Origin of the sequence: Pseudomonas sp. BF-RE-22, from assembly GCF_019956155.1 — a bacterium.
GTDB lineage: Bacteria > Pseudomonadota > Gammaproteobacteria > Pseudomonadales > Pseudomonadaceae > Aquipseudomonas > Aquipseudomonas migulae.
The window spans coordinates 373,200-391,311 of sequence record NZ_JAHBDD010000011.1; the positions used below are offsets into that span (position 1 = coordinate 373,200).

Annotated in this window: 18 protein-coding genes; 1 reads left to right on the plus strand and 17 read right to left on the minus strand. The window is 58.4% G+C overall.

Annotated features, from left to right (window positions below):
* Positions 1 to 79: 79 nt before the first annotated feature.
* The 3 genes from KGA82_RS08270 to KGA82_RS08280 form a co-directional block, all read right to left on the minus strand.
* The gene (locus KGA82_RS08270; protein ID WP_223450106.1) at positions 80 to 2,110 is read right to left on the minus strand and encodes a pyridoxamine 5'-phosphate oxidase family protein; all 2,031 of its coding nucleotides are present in this window, start codon (positions 2,108 to 2,110) and stop codon (positions 80 to 82) included.
* A 63-nt stretch (positions 2,111 to 2,173) separates the two neighbouring features.
* Positions 2,174 to 2,800 carry a glutathione S-transferase family protein gene (locus tag KGA82_RS08275; RefSeq protein WP_008041372.1) on the minus strand — a complete coding sequence of 209 codons (627 nt, stop codon included), beginning with the start codon at positions 2,798 to 2,800 and terminating at the stop codon, positions 2,174 to 2,176.
* A gap of 130 nt (positions 2,801 to 2,930) precedes the next feature.
* Positions 2,931 to 3,833, minus strand: a complete 903-nt coding sequence (locus tag KGA82_RS08280) for a LysR family transcriptional regulator (protein ID WP_223450107.1) — start codon at positions 3,831 to 3,833, stop codon at positions 2,931 to 2,933.
* A gap of 106 nt (positions 3,834 to 3,939) precedes the next feature.
* Between KGA82_RS08280 and ppk2 the strand changes: the two genes are divergently transcribed.
* Positions 3,940 to 4,761 carry a polyphosphate kinase 2 gene (gene ppk2, locus KGA82_RS08285; protein ID WP_008027519.1) on the plus strand — a complete coding sequence of 274 codons (822 nt, stop codon included), beginning with the start codon at positions 3,940 to 3,942 and terminating at the stop codon, positions 4,759 to 4,761.
* Positions 4,762 to 4,830: 69 nt separating this feature from the next.
* Here ppk2 and glmS read toward each other — a convergent pair whose 3' ends face one another.
* The 14 genes from glmS to KGA82_RS08355 form a co-directional block, all read right to left on the minus strand.
* The gene (glmS, locus tag KGA82_RS08290; RefSeq protein ID WP_223413993.1) at positions 4,831 to 6,663 is read right to left on the minus strand and encodes a glutamine--fructose-6-phosphate transaminase (isomerizing); all 1,833 of its coding nucleotides are present in this window, start codon (positions 6,661 to 6,663) and stop codon (positions 4,831 to 4,833) included.
* Between the two features lies 1 nt (position 6,664).
* On the minus strand, positions 6,665 to 7,441 hold the full coding sequence (locus tag KGA82_RS08295; RefSeq protein ID WP_008027522.1) for a DeoR family transcriptional regulator: 777 nt from the start codon (positions 7,439 to 7,441) through the stop codon (positions 6,665 to 6,667).
* A 240-nt stretch (positions 7,442 to 7,681) separates the two neighbouring features.
* On the minus strand, positions 7,682 to 9,049 hold the full coding sequence (glmU, locus tag KGA82_RS08300; RefSeq protein WP_192228149.1) for a bifunctional UDP-N-acetylglucosamine diphosphorylase/glucosamine-1-phosphate N-acetyltransferase GlmU: 1,368 nt from the start codon (positions 9,047 to 9,049) through the stop codon (positions 7,682 to 7,684).
* 116 nt (positions 9,050 to 9,165) lie between these two features.
* A complete protein-coding gene (locus tag KGA82_RS08305; protein WP_007969909.1) occupies positions 9,166 to 9,591 on the minus strand; it encodes a F0F1 ATP synthase subunit epsilon in 426 nt (141 codons plus the stop codon).
* Between the two features lie 45 nt (positions 9,592 to 9,636).
* A complete protein-coding gene (atpD, locus tag KGA82_RS08310) occupies positions 9,637 to 11,016 on the minus strand; it encodes a F0F1 ATP synthase subunit beta (RefSeq protein ID WP_008027526.1) in 1,380 nt (459 codons plus the stop codon).
* Positions 11,017 to 11,043: 27 nt separating this feature from the next.
* A complete protein-coding gene (gene atpG, locus KGA82_RS08315; protein WP_008027528.1) occupies positions 11,044 to 11,904 on the minus strand; it encodes a F0F1 ATP synthase subunit gamma in 861 nt (286 codons plus the stop codon).
* A gap of 50 nt (positions 11,905 to 11,954) precedes the next feature.
* A complete protein-coding gene (gene atpA, locus KGA82_RS08320) occupies positions 11,955 to 13,499 on the minus strand; it encodes a F0F1 ATP synthase subunit alpha (RefSeq protein WP_008027530.1) in 1,545 nt (514 codons plus the stop codon).
* Positions 13,500 to 13,520: 21 nt separating this feature from the next.
* On the minus strand, positions 13,521 to 14,057 hold the full coding sequence (locus KGA82_RS08325) for a F0F1 ATP synthase subunit delta (RefSeq protein WP_008027533.1): 537 nt from the start codon (positions 14,055 to 14,057) through the stop codon (positions 13,521 to 13,523).
* Between the two features lie 12 nt (positions 14,058 to 14,069).
* Positions 14,070 to 14,540: a F0F1 ATP synthase subunit B gene (locus KGA82_RS08330; protein WP_008027535.1), complete on the minus strand. Its 471-nt coding sequence runs from the start codon at positions 14,538 to 14,540 to the stop codon at positions 14,070 to 14,072.
* Positions 14,541 to 14,596: 56 nt separating this feature from the next.
* On the minus strand, positions 14,597 to 14,854 hold the full coding sequence (gene atpE, locus KGA82_RS08335) for a F0F1 ATP synthase subunit C (RefSeq protein ID WP_002555987.1): 258 nt from the start codon (positions 14,852 to 14,854) through the stop codon (positions 14,597 to 14,599).
* Between the two features lie 133 nt (positions 14,855 to 14,987).
* On the minus strand, positions 14,988 to 15,857 hold the full coding sequence (gene atpB / locus KGA82_RS08340) for a F0F1 ATP synthase subunit A (protein ID WP_008027537.1): 870 nt from the start codon (positions 15,855 to 15,857) through the stop codon (positions 14,988 to 14,990).
* A 16-nt stretch (positions 15,858 to 15,873) separates the two neighbouring features.
* Positions 15,874 to 16,281 (minus strand): F0F1 ATP synthase subunit I, encoded by a 408-nt coding sequence (locus KGA82_RS08345; RefSeq protein WP_008027539.1) that lies wholly within the window; start codon positions 16,279 to 16,281, stop codon positions 15,874 to 15,876.
* A 148-nt stretch (positions 16,282 to 16,429) separates the two neighbouring features.
* Positions 16,430 to 17,302, minus strand: a complete 873-nt coding sequence (locus KGA82_RS08350) for a ParB/RepB/Spo0J family partition protein (protein WP_008027541.1) — start codon at positions 17,300 to 17,302, stop codon at positions 16,430 to 16,432.
* A gap of 9 nt (positions 17,303 to 17,311) precedes the next feature.
* Positions 17,312 to 18,109: a ParA family protein gene (locus KGA82_RS08355; protein ID WP_027926208.1), complete on the minus strand. Its 798-nt coding sequence runs from the start codon at positions 18,107 to 18,109 to the stop codon at positions 17,312 to 17,314.
* Between the last annotated feature and the right edge of the window lie 3 nt (positions 18,110 to 18,112).

Below are 18,112 nucleotides of genomic sequence, written 5' to 3' on the forward strand. Positions count from 1 at the left end.
AGCATTTGGCGGAGTTTAGGACGCCTTCGCGGGCAAGTCGGGTCGCCGCATCGCTCGCTCCTACACGCCGCGTCAGATGCTACAGGTCGAGCACCAAAGGCTGCGAGCCCTGCGCCGGAATCGCACAACAAATCAGGACGTGTCCTTCTTCCGGCACTTCCGCTGGCGGCTGTGGATAATTCACCTGACCGCTGATCAGGCGAGTCTTACAGGTCCCGCAGGAACCGCCGCGGCAACTGAATTCCGGGCGCAACCCGCGGCTTTCCGCCAACTCCAGCAAACTGCCGCCGTCGGGTTGCCAGCGGGCTTCTTTGGCCGAACGCTCGAACACCACCGGCACCGACGTGGTCGCGGCCGGCGGTTGCTCGATGACCACCGCGTCGGGGTCCGGCCGGCGACGCAAGGTCGACGGGCCGAAGGTCTCGGCGTGAATCCTGCTGTCACGGATGTCCAGTTCCCGAAGGCTGTCGTACAGCCCCTGGGTAAAACTGCCCGGCCCGCAGAGGACAAAATCCAGCTGATCGTAGTCCTCCACTTCAAGGATGTTCTTCAGCAACGCGGCGTCTATCCGTCCGGTCAGGTCAAAGTCCTCACCCTCGTGAGCATCGGCCTCCGGCTGACTGAGCAGACGCAGCACCCGCACCGAATCACCGGCGTCATCCAGCAAACGATCCAGCTCGGAGCGAAACGGTTGATCCGCCAGCGTGCGCGAACTCTGAAAAAACCATGTAGGCCGAATGTGCCGCGTGCGCAGGCCTTGATACACCACCTCCCGCACCATCGACAGCAGCGGCGTAATGCCTACGCCGGCGGCCAACAACACCAGCGGCCGACGCTCATGGGTTGCCACGGTGAAGTGCCCCTGAGGCGCGCGGGCTTCCAGCAGATCACCGACACGAACCTGCTCATGCAGATGCGAAGACACCCGCCCTTCTCGCTTCACGCTGATGCGGAAAAAGTCATCGGACGGCGCGCTCGACAGGCTATAGGTGCGGATATGCACCTCACCGCCAATGTTGAACCGCAGCGGTAAATGCTGCCCCGCTTGAAACAGCGGCAACCCGGCGCCATCGGCGGGCTCCAGATAGATCGAGCGGATGTTGTGGCTTTCCGCTTCGATGCGGGCCACCCGCAGCGGCCGCCAATGATCACCCAGCGCCCGGGCTTGCAGGCGTGCGTTGGCCTGCTCCCAGGTGCCCGTCAGCAAACTGGTGGGCGATACGCCGTCGAAGCGCCAGCGCAGAGCCAGTGCTGCGGGCCGACGCACCACCTGCTCCACCTCGAATGTCCACAGACGCTCGGCGCCTTGAAAGGCTTCGACTTGGGGGCCTTCAAGGATGATTTCGGTGCGACCGCTGAGGTGCAGCAGGTCGCCGGAGTTGAAATCGATGAACAGCAAACCCGCCCGTGGATTGATCAACAGGTTGCCCAGGGTATTGAAGAACAGATTGCCGGCGAAGTCCGGGATGGTCAGACGATTACCTTCTACGTGTACGAAACCGGCCTGACCGCCACGGTGGGAAACGTCCACTGAGCGCCGACCGTCGACATCCACATAACTGGCGACGAAGAAGGTATCGGCGTCGGCAATCATGGCTTTGGCAGCGTCATCCAGAGCGCCCATGTGCTGCGCGATGCGCGTCGAGGGATCCGCCAGCGGCACCGAACGAAACTGCCGCAATTGAATGTATTGCGGGCAGTTGCCGAAGGACTGTTCGACCGTTACGCCGAAGCCATTCGCCGTCACGGCGCCGACGCGACCATTGAGGCGGTTGCGCCGCCGCGTGTGCAGTTCGATCCCCAACAAGCCGATCGCCGCGCCATCAGTCAATTGCGCCGGGTCATCCGCCCCCGGCAAGCTGTTGAATTGCAGCGCACCTGGCTGGGGCGAATGAGCGAAGCCCGGTTGCCCTTCAAGAATGCTCGCCCAAGGATTGCCGTCGATGTCCACTGCGCCGTACAGCATGAACGGCAGTTGCTCATAGAATTTGCGGTGTTGGTCCGGCATCTCAGTGCGAACCACCCTACGACCCAACTCCTCCATTCGCTGGGCAACACCGACGTGTGCCTGCAACTGTTTTTCGCCCGCGTGCCAAGGTGACTGGTCCATTACGGCTTCTCCCGTGCGCGCCAGGCGCAGTGTGAACGGCCCGACAATGCCGGGCCGCAGGTATCAGGCAGTTTTTTGCAGGCCGGCGACGGTGCGCGGCATGCCGACAAACCCTGGCAAGGCTTCGATGCGCGCCAGCCAGGCCCGCACGTTGGCGTAGTCCTCGAGCGACACGTTGCCTTCCGGAGCGTGGGCGATGTAACTGTAGGCGGCCACGTCGGCAATGGTCGGTTCGCTGCCGGTCAGGTAAACCGTATCCGCCAGTTCCTGATCGATCAGTTTGAGCCAGACGTGGGCGTAAGCGATCGTCTCTTCAGCCCTGTAAGGCGCGCCAAACACCGTGATCAGCCGCGCCCGGCCCGGGCCAAAGGCAATCGGTCCAGCCGCCACTGACAACCAGCGTTGAACCTTGGCGGCGCCGAGCGGGTCGTCTGGCAGCCAGCGACCGTTACCGTATTTTTTCGCCAGGTAAACCAGAATTGCGTTGGAATCGGCCAGCACCACGCCTTGATCGTCGATGGCCGGGACCTGTCCGAACGGGTTGATCGCCAGGTAATCGGGCTGTTTGTGCGCGCCCTTGGCCATATCGACCAGGATCAGCTCGGTCGGCAGTTGCAGCAGGGATAACATCAGCTCCACACGGTGAGCATGGCCGGAACGTGGGAAGTTGTAGAGTTTGATCGCTTGCATGGTCGACTCCGCTGGGTGGTGGCGCCGTTCTGAAACGATCAGCGCCGATGGGAGCCATCTTCCACCCCCAACCAAAACAACAGAATAACCAGCAAACGCAATCAATTATTTCAGCCAGTGCAATAACCCATCAGCCCTGCAAGGCCGGGTGTTCCCGCAGCGCTTTCACCGTGAAGTCGACAAAACTGCGAATCCGGGCCGGCGCATTGCGGCCGCCCTGATACACCACATGGATGGGCAATGGCGGCAGTTCGAAGTCAGCCAATACGATTTCCAGTTCGCCGGAAGCGACTTCACTGGCGACTTGATAAGACAGGACACGGGTGAATCCCAGCCCGAGACACGCAGCCGTAATGGCTGCCTGATTCGCCGTCACCACCAATCGCGATTCAACCCGCACGCTGAGTGGCTCGCGCGCATCCTGAAAAGGCCAGCTTTTAAGCTGACCAATAGCGGACGTCGAAATAACCGGTGCACGCGCCAGATCCTGAGGATGCACCGGCCTGCCTTGCGCCTCCAAAAATGGCGGAGCAGCGCAAATCACCCGCCGTACTTCGCCGACGCGGATCGCGTGCTGGTTGCTGTCGGGCAACTCACCGATGCGCACAGCCACATCAATCCCCTCCTCGACCATGCTCACGACCCGATCGACCAGCAAGCCGTTGATGCAGACTTCAGGAAACTGCTTCAGATAACTCACCATTACCGGCGTAACGAACAACTCGCCAAATAACACTGGCGCGGTGATCGTCAGTTGCCCACGGGGTTCGGCATGACTGCCCGCAGCTGAATCCTCCGCTTCCTGCACCTCGGCAAGAATCCTCCTACAGTCTTCGAGATACCGCTGACCCGCCTCGCTCAAATGCACGCTGCGGGTGGTGCGCGTCAGCAAGCGTGTGCCAATGCGTTTTTCCAGCGCGGCCACGGCACGGGTAACACTGGCCGCCGACAGGCCCAAACGCCGCGCCGCAGCCGAAAAACCCTGGTCCTGGGCGACGGCGGCGAAGACCTGCATTTCCTGGAATCGGTCCACTGGGTATGTCCTCTACTCAGATATTCGCTACCGTCAGGCTGCGAATCCAATACGGCGTTCAAAACAATCTAGTCTGACATAACCGGGAATTTGCGAGGTCTTGATTATGGCAAAGGATAAGAAGCGCCCGCTTAAGCAGAACGCTGCCGACAGCTCGAAGATGTCTAACAAGGACTACCTGGAAGAACTGCGCCGACTGCACGTCGAAACCGTCAAGTTGCAGGAGTGGGTAAGGCAAAAAGGGATCAAGGTGTGCATTGTTTTCGAGGGCCGCGACGGTGCCGGCAAGGGAGGGACAATCAAGGCCCTGACTGAACGGGTGAGCCCACGTATCTTTCGGGTGGTGGCGTTGAGCGCGCCGACCGAACGTGAGAAAACCCAGATGTATGTCCAGCGGTACCTGCCGCATCTGCCGGCGGCTGGCGAAGTGGTGATCTTCGATCGCAGTTGGTACAACCGTGCGGGCGTTGAGCGCGTGATGGGGTTCTGCACCCAAGAGCAGGTCGACCGTTTCCTGAAGTCTATTCCGTTGGTGGAACGTGCAATCGTCGATTCGGGCGTCATCCTGATCAAATATTGGCTGGAGGTCAGCCAAGAGGAACAGACACGACGTCTTCAGGCACGCATCAAGGATGGACGCAAAATCTGGAAGCTCACCGGCATGGATCTCAAGTCATACAGCCGCTGGTACGACTATTCACGCGCCCGTGACGACATGTTCAAGATGACCGACACCGAACATGCCCCCTGGTTCGTGGCCAACTCCAATGACAAGCGACGGGCTCGCCTGAACATCATCACCGACCTGCTCAGCCGCATTCCCTATAAGGATGTTCCGAGGGAGCCCGTGAAGTTGCCCAAACGCCAGAAGCCAGGCAGCTATCGAGAGCCGGATTATCCACTGCGATTGATAGAGGAAAAATTCTGAGCTGAATGTAAAAGGGGCAAGGTCCTGTGAACAACAGGAACTCTGCCCCTCGATTCAGCTGTGGATAACTTATTCCACGGTGACTGACTTCGCCAGGTTACGCGGCTGGTCAACGTCTGTGCCTTTCAACACCGCGACGTAGTACGACAGCAACTGCAACGGGATGGTGTAGAGGATCGGCGACAGGATGTCGTGGATGTGCGGCATGTGCACAACGTGGGTGCCTTCGCCGTTGGTCATGCCGGCCTGTTCGTCTGCGAAGACGATCAGTTGGCCGCCACGGGCGCGCACTTCCTGAAGGTTGGACTTCAACTTCTCCAGCAGTTCGTTGTTGGGCGCCACGGTCACTACTGGCATGTCGTTATCCACAAGCGCCAACGGGCCGTGCTTCAGTTCGCCGGCCGGGTAGGCTTCAGCGTGGATGTAGGAGATTTCCTTAAGTTTCAGGGCACCTTCCATCGCTACCGGGAATTGCGCGCCACGACCGAGAAACAGGGTGTGGTGTTTCTCGGCGAACAGCTCGGCGATTTTCTCCACCGTGCTGTCCATAGCCAGGGCTTCGCCCAGACGGGTCGGCAGGCGACGCAGTTCTTCGACCAGGGTGGCTTCGACGCCTTTGGCCAGGGTGCCGCGCACTTGACCGAGGGACAGCGTCAGCAACAGCAGGCCAACCAACTGAGTGGTGAAGGCTTTGGTCGAGGCCACGCCGATTTCGCGACCGGCCTGGGTCAGCAAGGTCAGGTCGGACTCACGCACCAGCGAGCTGATGCCGACGTTGCAGATCGCCAGGCTGGCGAGGAAGCCCAGCTCCTTGGCGTTGCGCAGCGCGGCCAGGGTGTCGGCGGTTTCGCCGGACTGGGAAATGGTCACGAACAGGGTGTCTGGCTGCACCACGACTTTGCGATAGCGGAATTCACTGGCGACTTCGACCTGGCACGGGATGCCGGCCAGCTCTTCCAGCCAGTAACGGGCGACCATGCCGGCGTGGTAGCTGGTGCCGCAGGCGACGATCTGCACGTTGCGCACTTTGGCGAACAGCTCGGCAGCCTGTGGGCCGAAAGCTTGCACCAGCACACCGTCCGGGCTCAGACGACCTTCGAGGGTACGCTGCACCACAGTCGGTTGTTCGTGGATTTCCTTGAGCATGAAGTGGCGGAACTCGCCCTTGTCAGCCACGTCGGCACCGTCACGGTACTGCACGGTTTGGCGCTCGACGACCTTGCCGCTAACGTCCCAGATCTGCACGCTATCGCGACGAATTTCGGCGATATCGCCTTCTTCCAGGTACATGAAGCGGTCAGTGACCTGGCGCAGGGCCAATTGGTCGGAAGCGAGGAAATTTTCACCCAGGCCAAGGCCGATCACCAGCGGGCTGCCACTGCGAGCGGCGAGCAGGCGATCCGGTTGCCGAGCGCTGATCACGGCCAGGCCGTAAGCACCGTGCAACTCTTTAACAGTGGCCTTGAGGGCCACGGTCAGGTCGTTCAGATCCTTGAGTTTGTGGTTCAGCAGGTGGGCGATGACTTCAGTGTCGGTGTCCGATGTGAACACGTAACCCAATGCCTTGAGTTGTTCGCGCAGGGCTTCGTAGTTCTCGATGATGCCGTTGTGCACCACCGCCAGATCACCGGAAAAATGCGGGTGAGCGTTGCGCTCGCACGGCGCACCGTGAGTGGCCCAGCGAGTGTGGGCGATGCCCAGACGACCGACCAGCGGCTCGGCTTCGAGCGCCAGTTCCAGCTCGCTGACTTTACCCGGACGACGCATGCGCTCGAGCTGTTGATCATTGGTATAGACCGCCACACCGGCGCTGTCATAGCCACGGTATTCCAGGCGCTTGAGGCCTTCGAGGAGGATGGCAGTGATGTTACGTTCTGCGACTGCACCGACAATTCCACACATGCTATTTCTCCTGACTGACAGCCGCGCATATCAGCGTGATACCGCGGGCTTGTATCTGATCGCGTGCCTCCAGCGGCAGGCGATCATCGGTAATTAGGGTATGGACGCTGCTCCATGGCAGCTCCAGGTTGGGAATCTTGCGGCCTATCTTGTCGGACTCCACCATCACGATCACTTCGCGGGCAACATCCGCCATGACGCGGCTGAGTCCCAGCAATTCATTGAAGGTGGTGGTACCGCGCACCAGGTCGATGCCGTCGGCACCGATGAACAACTGATCGAAATCGTAGGAGCGCAGCACTTGCTCGGCGACCTGCCCCTGGAAAGACTCGGAATGCGGGTCCCAGGTACCGCCGGTCATCAGCAGCACCGGTTCGTGCTCGAGTTCACTCAAGGCGTTGGCGACATGAAGCGAGTTGGTCATCACCACCAGGCCCGGCTGCTGGCCGAGTTCCGGAATCATCGCTGCCGTGGTGCTGCCGCTGTCGATGATGATCCGGGCATGCTCGCGGATCCGCGCAACGGCAGCACGGGCGATCGCCTGTTTGTACCTGGAAACCGGTTGCCCGATATCGGCGACCAGTTCCTGAGGCATGGTGATCGCACCGCCATACCGGCGCAACAAAAGACCATTGCTTTCGAGCGCCGCCAGGTCCTTGCGAATCGTAACTTCCGAGGTTTCGAAGCGCTTGGCCAGTTCATCAACACTGACTTCGCCCTGCTCATTGAGCAAGGCGAGGATATTGTGACGGCGTTGAGGTGTATTGCGCTTCGACATGACTTGGTAAGTTTCGATTCGAAAGATAACGGAAGCAATCAAAACCTATTGGCGAAACTTCGTCAAGCGCGAGGCGATAAAAAGGTCTGTGGATAAAAGCTTCGCGGGCAAGTCGGATCGCCGCACCGCTCGCTCCTACGGGATCGTAGTCAATCCACATAATGTGTACGACTTTAACTGTAGGAGCGAGGCTTGCCCGCGAAGGCGATCTAACGAACACCGCAGACGCCTGTGGATAACTCAGCTTTTCTTGATTTTCACTGGCCGTTTCCAGCCATCGATATTCTTCTGGCGTGCACGTCCGACGGCCAGTTGCTCTTTATCCACATTCTGCGTAATTGTCGATCCGGCCGCAGTGGTCGCACCGCTAGAGATATCCACAGGCGCCACCAACGAGTTGTTGGAACCGATGAACACATCCTCACCCAACACGGTTTTCCACTTGTTGGCACCGTCATAGTTGCACGTGATAGTGCCCGCACCGATGTTGGTGCGTGCGCCAATCTCGGCATCGCCCAGATAGGCCAGGTGACCGGCCTTGGCGCCTTCGCCCATGTGAGCGTTTTTCAGCTCGACAAAGTTACCCACATGCGCGCGAGCCTCCAGCACGGAGCCTGGACGCAGGCGCGCGAATGGACCGGCATCACTGCCTTCGCCCATGATCGCGCCTTCGATATGGCTGTTGGCCTTGATCACCACGCCTTTGCGCAAAGTGCTGTCCTTGATCACGCAGTTCGGGCCGATCACCACGTCATCTTCGATGACAACCTTGCCTTCGAGAATCACGTTGATGTCGATCAGCACATCGCGACCGACAGTGATGTCACCGCGGACATCGAAACGTGCCGGGTCGCGCAGGGTCACGCCCTGGGCCATCAAACGACGACCCGCGCGCAGTTGATAATGACGCTCGAGCTCGGAAAGCTGCTTGCGATCATTGGCGCCCTGCACTTCCATCGCATCGTGAGGCTGCTCGGTCGCCACCACCAGACCATCGCTGACTGCCATGGCAATCACGTCAGTCAGGTAGTACTCGCCCTGGGCGTTGTTGTTGGAGAGACGGCTCATCCAGCCGCCCAGTTGCGCGAACGGCAGCGCGAGAATGCCGGTGTTGCCTTCAGTGATCGCACGTTCGGCTTCGTTGGCGTCTTTCTGCTCGACGATAGCCGTCACCTTGCCGGCAGCATCACGAACGATGCGGCCATAGCCGGTTGGATCATCCAGCTGAACGGTCAGCAAACCCAATTGCTGCGGCGCAACCTGCTTGAGCAAACGCTGAAGGGTCTCGACTTCGATCAACGGTACGTCGCCGTAAAGAATCAGGACGGTGTCGGACTCAATGAACGGCACTGCCTGAGCAACCGCGTGGCCAGTACCCAACTGCTTGTCCTGCAGGACGAAATTCAGATCATCGGCTGCCAGTCGCTCACGCACGGCGTCGGCACCATGGCCAATCACCACGTGGATGCGCTGTGGATCAAGTTGCCGCGCGCTGTGGATAACATGACCAAGCATCGAGTTGCCGGCAATCGGATGCAGGACTTTCGGCAGTGCCGAACGCATGCGAGTGCCTTGGCCGGCAGCGAGGATAACAATTTCAAGAGACATGACTGGCTACCAATCCTGGATGGTCAGCGGCTGCGACCAGGTTATGAAAATCGGAAAAGAAAAAAGGGTAGCCGAGGCTACCCTTTTTAATCAATCGCGCAACAAGTGATGGCCTGTTAGTGGCCAAACTTCTTGCGGATCTGCTGGACGGTGCGCAGCTGAGCTGCAGCCTCGGCCAGACGTGCGGCAGCAGAACCGTAATCGAATTCCGCGCCCCGCTCATGCAAGGCCTTCTCGGCAGCCTTAACGGCTTCCTGAGCGGAGGCTTCGTCCAGGTCGGCAGCTCGTTGCACGGTGTCGGCAAGAACCTTGACCATGTTCGGCTGAACCTCGAGGAAACCACCGGAGATGTAATACACCTCCTCTTCCCCGCCCTGCTTGACCAGGCGGATCGGGCCAGGCTTGAGATTAGTGATCAGCGGCGCGTGGCCCAGGGCGATACCAAGATCACCCAGTGCACCGTGCGCAATCACCATCTCGACCAGGCCGGAAAAGATTTCTCCTTCCGCGCTGACGATATCGCAATGGACTGTCATAGCCATCTGATTGCCTCAACCTAAATTAGCGCCCGTTGCCGGGCGCCGGGATTACAGTTTCTTGGCTTTCTCGATCGCTTCTTCGATGCCGCCGACCATGTAGAACGCTTGTTCTGGCAGGTGGTCGTAGTCACCGTTGAGGATGCCTTTGAAGCCAGCAATGGTGTCTTTCAGGGAAACGTATTTACCCGAGGCACCGGTGAAGACTTCAGCCACGAAGAACGGCTGCGACAAGAAGCGCTGGATCTTACGAGCACGGTTTACCAACTGCTTGTCGGCTTCCGACAGCTCGTCCATACCCAGGATCGCAATGATGTCCTTCAGTTCTTTGTAACGCTGCAGAACGTACTGTACACCGCGAGCGGTATCGTAGTGGTCCTGGCCGATTACGTTCGGGTCCAGCTGGCGCGAAGTCGAGTCGAGTGGATCGACCGCTGGGTAGATACCCAGGGAAGCGATGTCACGGGACAGAACGACGGTGGCGTCCAAGTGGGCGAAGGTGGTCGCTGGCGACGGGTCAGTCAAGTCATCCGCAGGTACGTATACCGCTTGGATCGAGGTGATCGAACCGTTTTTGGTCGAAGTGATACGCTCTTGCAGAGTACCCATCTCTTCGGCCAGGGTCGGCTGGTAACCTACTGCGGAAGGCATACGGCCCAGCAGTGCGGATACTTCAGTACCGGCCAGGGTGTAACGATAGATGTTGTCGACGAACAGCAGAACGTCGTTACCTTCGTCACGGAACTTCTCGGCCATGGTCAGGCCGGTCAGTGCTACGCGCAGACGGTTACCCGGCGGCTCGTTCATCTGACCGTAAACCAGTGCCACTTTGTCCAGAACGTTGGAGTCCTTCATCTCGTGGTAGAAGTCGTTACCCTCACGAGTACGCTCACCCACACCGGCGAACACGGAATAACCGCTGTGCTCGATGGCGATGTTACGGATCAGTTCCATCATGTTTACGGTTTTGCCTACACCGGCACCACCGAACAGACCAACTTTACCACCCTTGGCGAACGGGCAAACCAGGTCGATAACCTTGATGCCGGTTTCCAGCAGGTCGTTGCCGCCCGCTTGCTCAGCGAAGGTTGGCGCAGGACGGTGAATGCCCCAGCGCTCTTCGGTGGCGATCGGACCAGCTTCGTCGATCGGGTTGCCCAGTACGTCCATGATCCGGCCCAGAGTCGCTTTACCGACCGGTACGGAGATGGCTGCGCCAGAGTCGGTGACTTCCAGACCGCGCTTCAAGCCCTCGGTGGAACCCATCGCAATGGTACGAACCACGCCGTCGCCCAGCTGCTGCTGAACTTCGAGAGTGGTGCCTGCATCGCTTTTTACACTCAAAGCGTTGTAGATGCTCGGTACGCTGTCGCGTGGGAATTCCACGTCGATAACGGCGCCGATGATTTGAACGATACGTCCGCTACTCATAGCTGGATCCTCTGAATATTTGAACCGTTAAACCGCGGCAGCGCCGCCGACGATTTCCGAGATCTCTTGGGTGATCGCAGCCTGACGCGCCTTGTTGTAGACCAGCTGCAAATCGCTGATCAAATCACCGGCGTTGTCGGTAGCGTTCTTCATCGCGATCATCCGCGCAGCTTGTTCAGCCGCGTTGTTCTCGACCACCGCCTGGTAGACCTGCGACTCCACGTAACGGACCATCAAGCCGTCAAGCAGCTCTTTGGCGTCCGGTTCGTACAGATAATCCCAGTGGTGCTTGAGTCCTTGATCCGGGGTTGCCACCAGTGGAATCAACTGCTCCACGGTAGGCGTTTGCGTCATGGTGTTGATGAACTTGTTGGACACCACGGACAGGCGGTCAATACGGCCGTCCAGGTAGGCATCCAGCATCACCTTGACGCTGCCGATCAGGTCATTGATCGACGGCTCTTCACCCAGGTGGCTGATAGCTGCTACGACGTTACCGCCGAAGTTGCGGAAGAAAGCCGCACCCTTGCTACCAACAACACACAGATCAATCTCGACGCCGTTTTCGCGGTTTACCGCCATGTCCTTGACCAGAGCCTTGAACAGGTTGGTGTTCAAGCCACCACACAGACCACGGTCACTGCTCACCACGACATAACCAACACGCTTTACTTCACGGTCGATCATGAATGGGTGGCGATATTCCGGGTTAGCGTTGGCCAAATGGCCAATAACCTGGCGGATGCGCTCCGCGTAAGGACGGCTAGCAGCCATGCGCATTTGTGCCTTGCGCATTTTACTGACCGCCACTTTTTCCATGGCGCTGGTAATCTTTTGCGTGCTTTTGATGCTCGCAATCTTACTGCGAATCTCTTTTGCGCCTGCCATGTAACACCTATCAGGTTAGCAAGCGGGAGCCTTGCGGCTCCCGCTGCGGCTTACCAGGTTTGGGTGGCCTTGAACTTCTCGATACCGGCTTTCATGCCAGCGTCGATTTCGTCATTGAAGTCACCCTTCACGTTGATCTTCGCCATCAATTCGGCGTGATCGCGGTTGAAGAAAGCAATCAGCGCTTGTTCGAAGCTGCCGATCTTGGCGATTTCAACGTCAGTCAGGAACCCACGCTCAGCGGCATACAGCGACAGCGCCATGTCAGCGATCGACATTGGTGCGTATTGCTTCTGCTTCATCAGCTCGGTAACGCGCTGACCATGCTCAAGTTGCTTACGGGTCGCTTCGTCCAGGTCAGAAGCGAACTGGGCGAATGCCGCCAGTTCACGGTACTGAGCCAGAGCGGTACGGATACCACCGGAGAGCTTCTTGATGATCTTGGTCTGAGCGGCACCACCCACACGGGATACCGAAACACCGGCGTTCACAGCAGGACGGATCCCGGAGTTGAACATGGCCGATTCCAGGAAGATCTGACCGTCGGTGATGGAAATCACGTTGGTCGGAACGAACGCGGAAACGTCGCCAGCCTGGGTTTCGATGATCGGCAGTGCGGTCAGGGAACCGGTTTTGCCGGTCACTGCGCCGTTGGTGAACTTCTCTACATATTCTTCCGAAACGCGGGATGCGCGCTCCAGCAGACGGGAGTGGAGATAGAACACGTCGCCTGGGTAAGCTTCACGGCCTGGTGGACGGCGCAGCAGCAGGGAAATCTGGCGGTAAGCCACTGCTTGCTTGGACAGATCGTCATAAACGATCAGCGCGTCTTCACCGCGGTCGCGGAAGTACTCACCCATGGTGCAACCGGAGTACGGTGCCAGGAATTGCAGTGCTGCAGATTCCGAAGCGCTCGCTGCCACGACGATGGTGTTAGCCAGTGCGCCGTTTTCTTCCAGCTTGCGAACCACGTTGGCGATGGTCGATTGTTTCTGACCGATCGCTACGTAGACGCAGAAAATGCCGCTGTTTTTCTGGTTGATGATCGCGTCGATCGCCAGAGCGGTTTTACCGATCTGACGGTCACCGATGATCAGCTCACGCTGGCCACGGCCGACAGGGATCATGGCATCGACAGCCTTGTAGCCAGTCTGTACAGGCTGGTCTACCGACTTACGCCAGATCACGCCTGGAGCAACTTTCTCGACCGCGTCGGTCTCGGTGTTGTTCAGCGGACCTTTGCCGTCAACTGGGTTACCCAGTGCGTCGACTACGCGACCCAGCAGTTCCTTACCAACCGGAACTTCGAGGATGCGGCCGGTGCACTTGGCGCTCATGCCTTCAGCCAGAGTCTGGTATGCGCCCAATACAACGGCACCTACAGAGTCTTGCTCCAGGTTGAGGGCCATACCGAAGACGCCGCCCGGAAACTCGATCATCTCGCCGTACATTACGTCGGCCAGACCGTGAATCCGCACGATACCGTCAGATACGCTGACGACAGTGCCTTCGTTACGGGCTTGGGAGGTCACATCGAGCTTGTCGATGCGGCCCTTGATAATTTCACTTATTTCGGAAGGATTGAGTTGCTGCATTGCTCTGCTGCCCCTTCAAACTCAAGATTTCAATGCTTCGGCAAGGCTCGCGAGTTTGCCGCGAACCGAGCCATCGATAACCAGGTCGCCGGCGCGGATGACAATGCCCCCAATAAGGGATTTGTCTTCCTCGACTTGCAGGCGCACTTCCCGGTTGAGTCGTGCACTGAGAACCTTGGCGAGTTTGTCTTGCTGTTCTTGGTTCAATGCAAAAGCACTGGTCACTTCAACGTCTACCGACTTCTCTTGTTCGGCCTTGTACAGGTCGAACAGAGCGGATATCTCCGGCAACAGCGGGAGACGGTCGTTTTCGGCAACGACGTTGATGAAGTTCTGTGCCTTGGCATCAAACTTGTCGCCGCACACGTCAATAAACGTGGCGGCCTTGTCTGCGCTCGTCAGTCGCGGGGCCTTGAGCACGCGCTGCATGGTGTCGTCTTGCGACACTGCTGCAGCCAGGCCGAGCATGGCTGACCAAGAGGCCAGTTGCTGGTGGGCCTGGGCGTGCTCGAAGGCTGCCTTAGCGTAAGGTCGGGCCAACGTGGTCAATTCTGCCATGATCGCCCTCGCTTAAATTTCAGCAGCCAGTTTGTTTACCAGCTCCGCGTGCGCGTTTTGATCGATTGTGGCACCCAGGATCTTCTCGGCGCCGCCAACGGCCAGTGCACCCAGTTGGGCACGCAGCGCGTCTTTGACACTGTTCAGTTCCTGCTCGATCTCGGCCTGAGCCTGAACCTTCACACGGTCAGCGTCGATACGGGCTTTTTCAACAGCCTCTTCAACAATCTGGTTACCGCGTTTCTTGGCTTGCTCAATGATTTCAGCTGCCTGAGCCTTAGCTTCGCGCAGTTGTTGACCCGCTTTATCTTGGGCCAACTCCAGGTCGCGAGCTGCTCGGGCGGCAGCGTCCAGTCCATCCGCGATCTTCTTCTGACGTTCGTGCAAAGCCGCGATGACCGGAGGCCACACGAACTTCATGCAAAACAGTACAAAAATGAAGAACGCAACGGACTGGCCAATCAGGGTTGCATTAATGTTCACGCCAACACCTCGCTCGTTCGTTGCACATCAAACCAATCACTCGAAGGTTCGAGTGATTAGCCAGCGAGTTGACCAACGAATGGGTTCGCGAAGGTGAAGAACAGAGCGATACCAACACCGATCATGGTTACGGCGTCGAGCAGACCGGCAACGATGAACATTTTAACTTGCAGCATTGGAACCATTTCTGGCTGACGCGCTGCGCCTTCCAGGAACTTGCCGCCCAACAGGCCGAAACCAATTGCGGTACCCAGTGCGCCCAGGCCGATCAACAGTGCAACAGCGATAGCGGTTAGACCAACTACAGTTTCCATCTTTCCTCCCGACTTTTACGTCGTATGGTTTAGGTTTTTTAGATTTTAAAGCGGTAAAACAAATCGTTTCATAGCCCTGTTCGGGCCCCCACCCGTTTGACCGGGTGGGACATCAGACTAGTCGAGACTGGCCTTAATGGTTCTCTTCGTGCGCCATCGAAAGGTAAACGATGGTCAGCATCATGAAGATAAACGCCTGCAGGGTGATGATCAGGATGTGGAACACAGCCCACGCCCACTGCAGAACTACGCCCAGGCCGCTAAGCCAGAGCAGACCGCTGCCGAACATCACAGCAATCAGAATGAAGACCAGCTCGCCGGCGTACATGTTGCCGAACAGACGCAGTGCCAGGGAGATTGGCTTGGCTACCAGCGTCACGAACTCCAGCAGGAAGTTCACCGGAATCAGCAGGGCCTGAACGAAGATGTTCTTGCTGCCGAACGGGTGCAGGGTCAGCTCGCCGACGAAGCCGCCGATGCCCTTGACCTTGATGCTGTAGAAAATGATCAACGCGAACACCGACAGGGCCATGCCCAGGGTAGCGTTCGGGTCAGTGGTCGATACGGCACGGAACGGAATGTGCGCATCGCCAGTGATCAGGATGGCCAGCTGAGGAATCCAGTCGACCGGGATCAGGTCGACGGCGTTCATCAGGAAGACCCAGACGAAGATGGTCAGTGCCAGCGGTGCAATCACCGGGCTACGGCCATGGAAGCTGTCTTTCACGCTGCCATCGACGAATTCGACCAATACTTCAACGAAGTTCTGCAAAGCACCAGGCTGACCGGAAGTCGCTTTCTTTGCCGCCATGCGGAAAAGAAGAACGAAGATCAGACCCAAAGCGACCGACCAGCCGAGGGTATCGACGTGGAAAGCCCAGAAGCCCATTTCTTTGGCTTCTGCTGCGGTGTGGGCAAAACCCCACCCGCCGGTTGGGTGCTGACCGAAGGTCAGGTTCTGCAAGTGGTGCTGGATATAGCCCGAAGCGGTTGTTTCTGCCATGGTTGCCTCAAACGCCCTAAGGTCTCGAAAGTCTTGTTCTCATCAGCAGGGGCGCGAACCAGCTGACCAGTTGGGTCAACACGAAGACGCCGAATACAGCTAGCGGCGCCAATGGCTTCACACCTGCAAACGTCAATGCAAAAAGCACTGCCGTCAAAATCAGTTTGCCCGCCTCGCCGGCATAAAAAGACCGGACGATGGCTTGAGCTGCTCGGGCGCCGGAAAACCGAAATGCCCTGTGAGCGAAATAAACATTGGGCAGCAAGGCTATCAGGCCTCCGCAGAGTCCTGAGTACCCGGCAACGACTCCGTGCCATTGCCACAGCGCCAAAGCGGCGATCAGCAACACGACAAACTGAGCCATCAACACCGGAAAAACTGCCAGGCGATGGAACGGCAAGCGGTTTGGCGTGCGGGTTTCCATCACTAATACTCCCCAATGGTCGGCTGCCAGAATTCAATAACTTGGCATAATTTGTGCCGACAAAATGCGCGCAGAGTATAGGGGCGGTTCTGCCCCTATTCAACTGTCAGGTAGTGATTTCCGACTGCACGCTACATGAGGAAATGTTTCAGCGAATGTGTGCGAGCACACCCTGAAGCTCATCGAGGGAGTTGTAACCAATGACCAACTGCCCTTTCCCCTTCTTTCCGTGTCGGATCTGCACCGCAGAGCCTAGGCGCTCAGCCAGACGCTGCTCGAGTCGGGCGATATCCGGGTCCGGTTTTACCGGTTCGGCAGGCTCCTGTTTGCCACTCAACCACTGGCGAACCAGTGCCTCAGTCTGGCGCACAGTCAGCCCCCGTGCGACAACATGTCGCGCCCCTTCAACCTGTTGATTCTCCGGCAAACCAAGCAAAGCACGGGCATGACCCATTTCCAGGTCACCGTGCGACAGCATGGTCTTGATAACTTCCGGCAACGCGATCAAGCGTAGCAGGTTGGCAACAGTCACGCGGGATTTGCCCACCGCTTCGGCCACTTGTTGCTGAGTAAGCTGGAATTCCTGCTGCAAACGCTGCAGGGCCACCGCTTCTTCGATCGGATTGAGGTCTTCGCGCTGGATGTTCTCGATCAGCGCCATGGCGATGGCGGTTTCATCCGGCACATCGCGCACCATCGCCGGGATGGTTTCCTGGCCAGCCTGCTGGCTGGCACGCCAGCGACGTTCGCCGGCGATGATTTCGAAGCGGCCGCTGCCAATCGGGCGAACCACAATCGGCTGCATCACGCCCTGGGCCTTGATCGATTGCGCCAGTTCTTCCAGCGCTTGCGGATCCATGTCCCGACGCGGCTGGTACTTGCCGCGCTGGATCAGGTCCAGGGGCAAATGCTGCAGCTCACGCTGATCGGCTTGTACAGCCTGCTCTTCCAGCGAGCTGACGGTCGGACCGCTCAGCAGTGCATCCAGTCCACGTCCGAGACCTCGTTTCTTGACGGCCATGGGGATTCCTTAAGTTGCCTGAGCAGCGGCAGTGCGTGAATTTTTGCGCTGACGGCGAACCATCTCGCCGGCAAGTGCCAGATAGGCAATGGCGCCCCGCGAAGTCTTGTCGTAAGCCAGCGCCGGCATGCCATAGCTTGGCGCTTCGGCCAGGCGGATGTTACGCGGGATAACCGTGTCGTAGAGCTGCTCGCCGAAGTGTTCTTTCAACTGCGCCGATACGTCGTTCATCAGGCTCAGGCGCGGGTCATACATCGTGCGCAACAGGCCTTCGACTTTCAGGTTCGGGTTCAGCAGTTCAGCGATGCGCTTGATGTTATCCACAAGGTCGCTCAAGCCTTCGAGCGCAAAGTACTCGCACTGCATGGGGATAATTACCCCGTCAGCCGCGACCAAAGCGTTCAGCGTGAGCATCGACAGCGACGGCGGGCAGTCGATCAAAATGTAATCGTAGTTTTCACGGATCGGCGCCAGCGCACTGCGCAGGCGGCTTTCCTTCATCTGCATTTCCAGCAGAACCACTTCGGCCGCGGTCAAGTCGCGGTTGGCCGGCAACAACTGGTAACCACCGTGCTCGGAGTAGTGCATGGCCTGGGCCAGATCGCATTCGCCGATCAACAGGTCGTAGACCGAGTTTTCCAGGCCGTGTTTATCCACACCGCTACCCATGGTGGCGTTGCCCTGTGGATCGAGATCGATCAACAGCACCCGGCGCTTGGTAGCAACCAGGGAAGCTGCGAGGTTGATGCAGGTGGTGGTTTTACCCACACCACCCTTTTGGTTCGCTATCGCGAATACCTTAGCCATTCT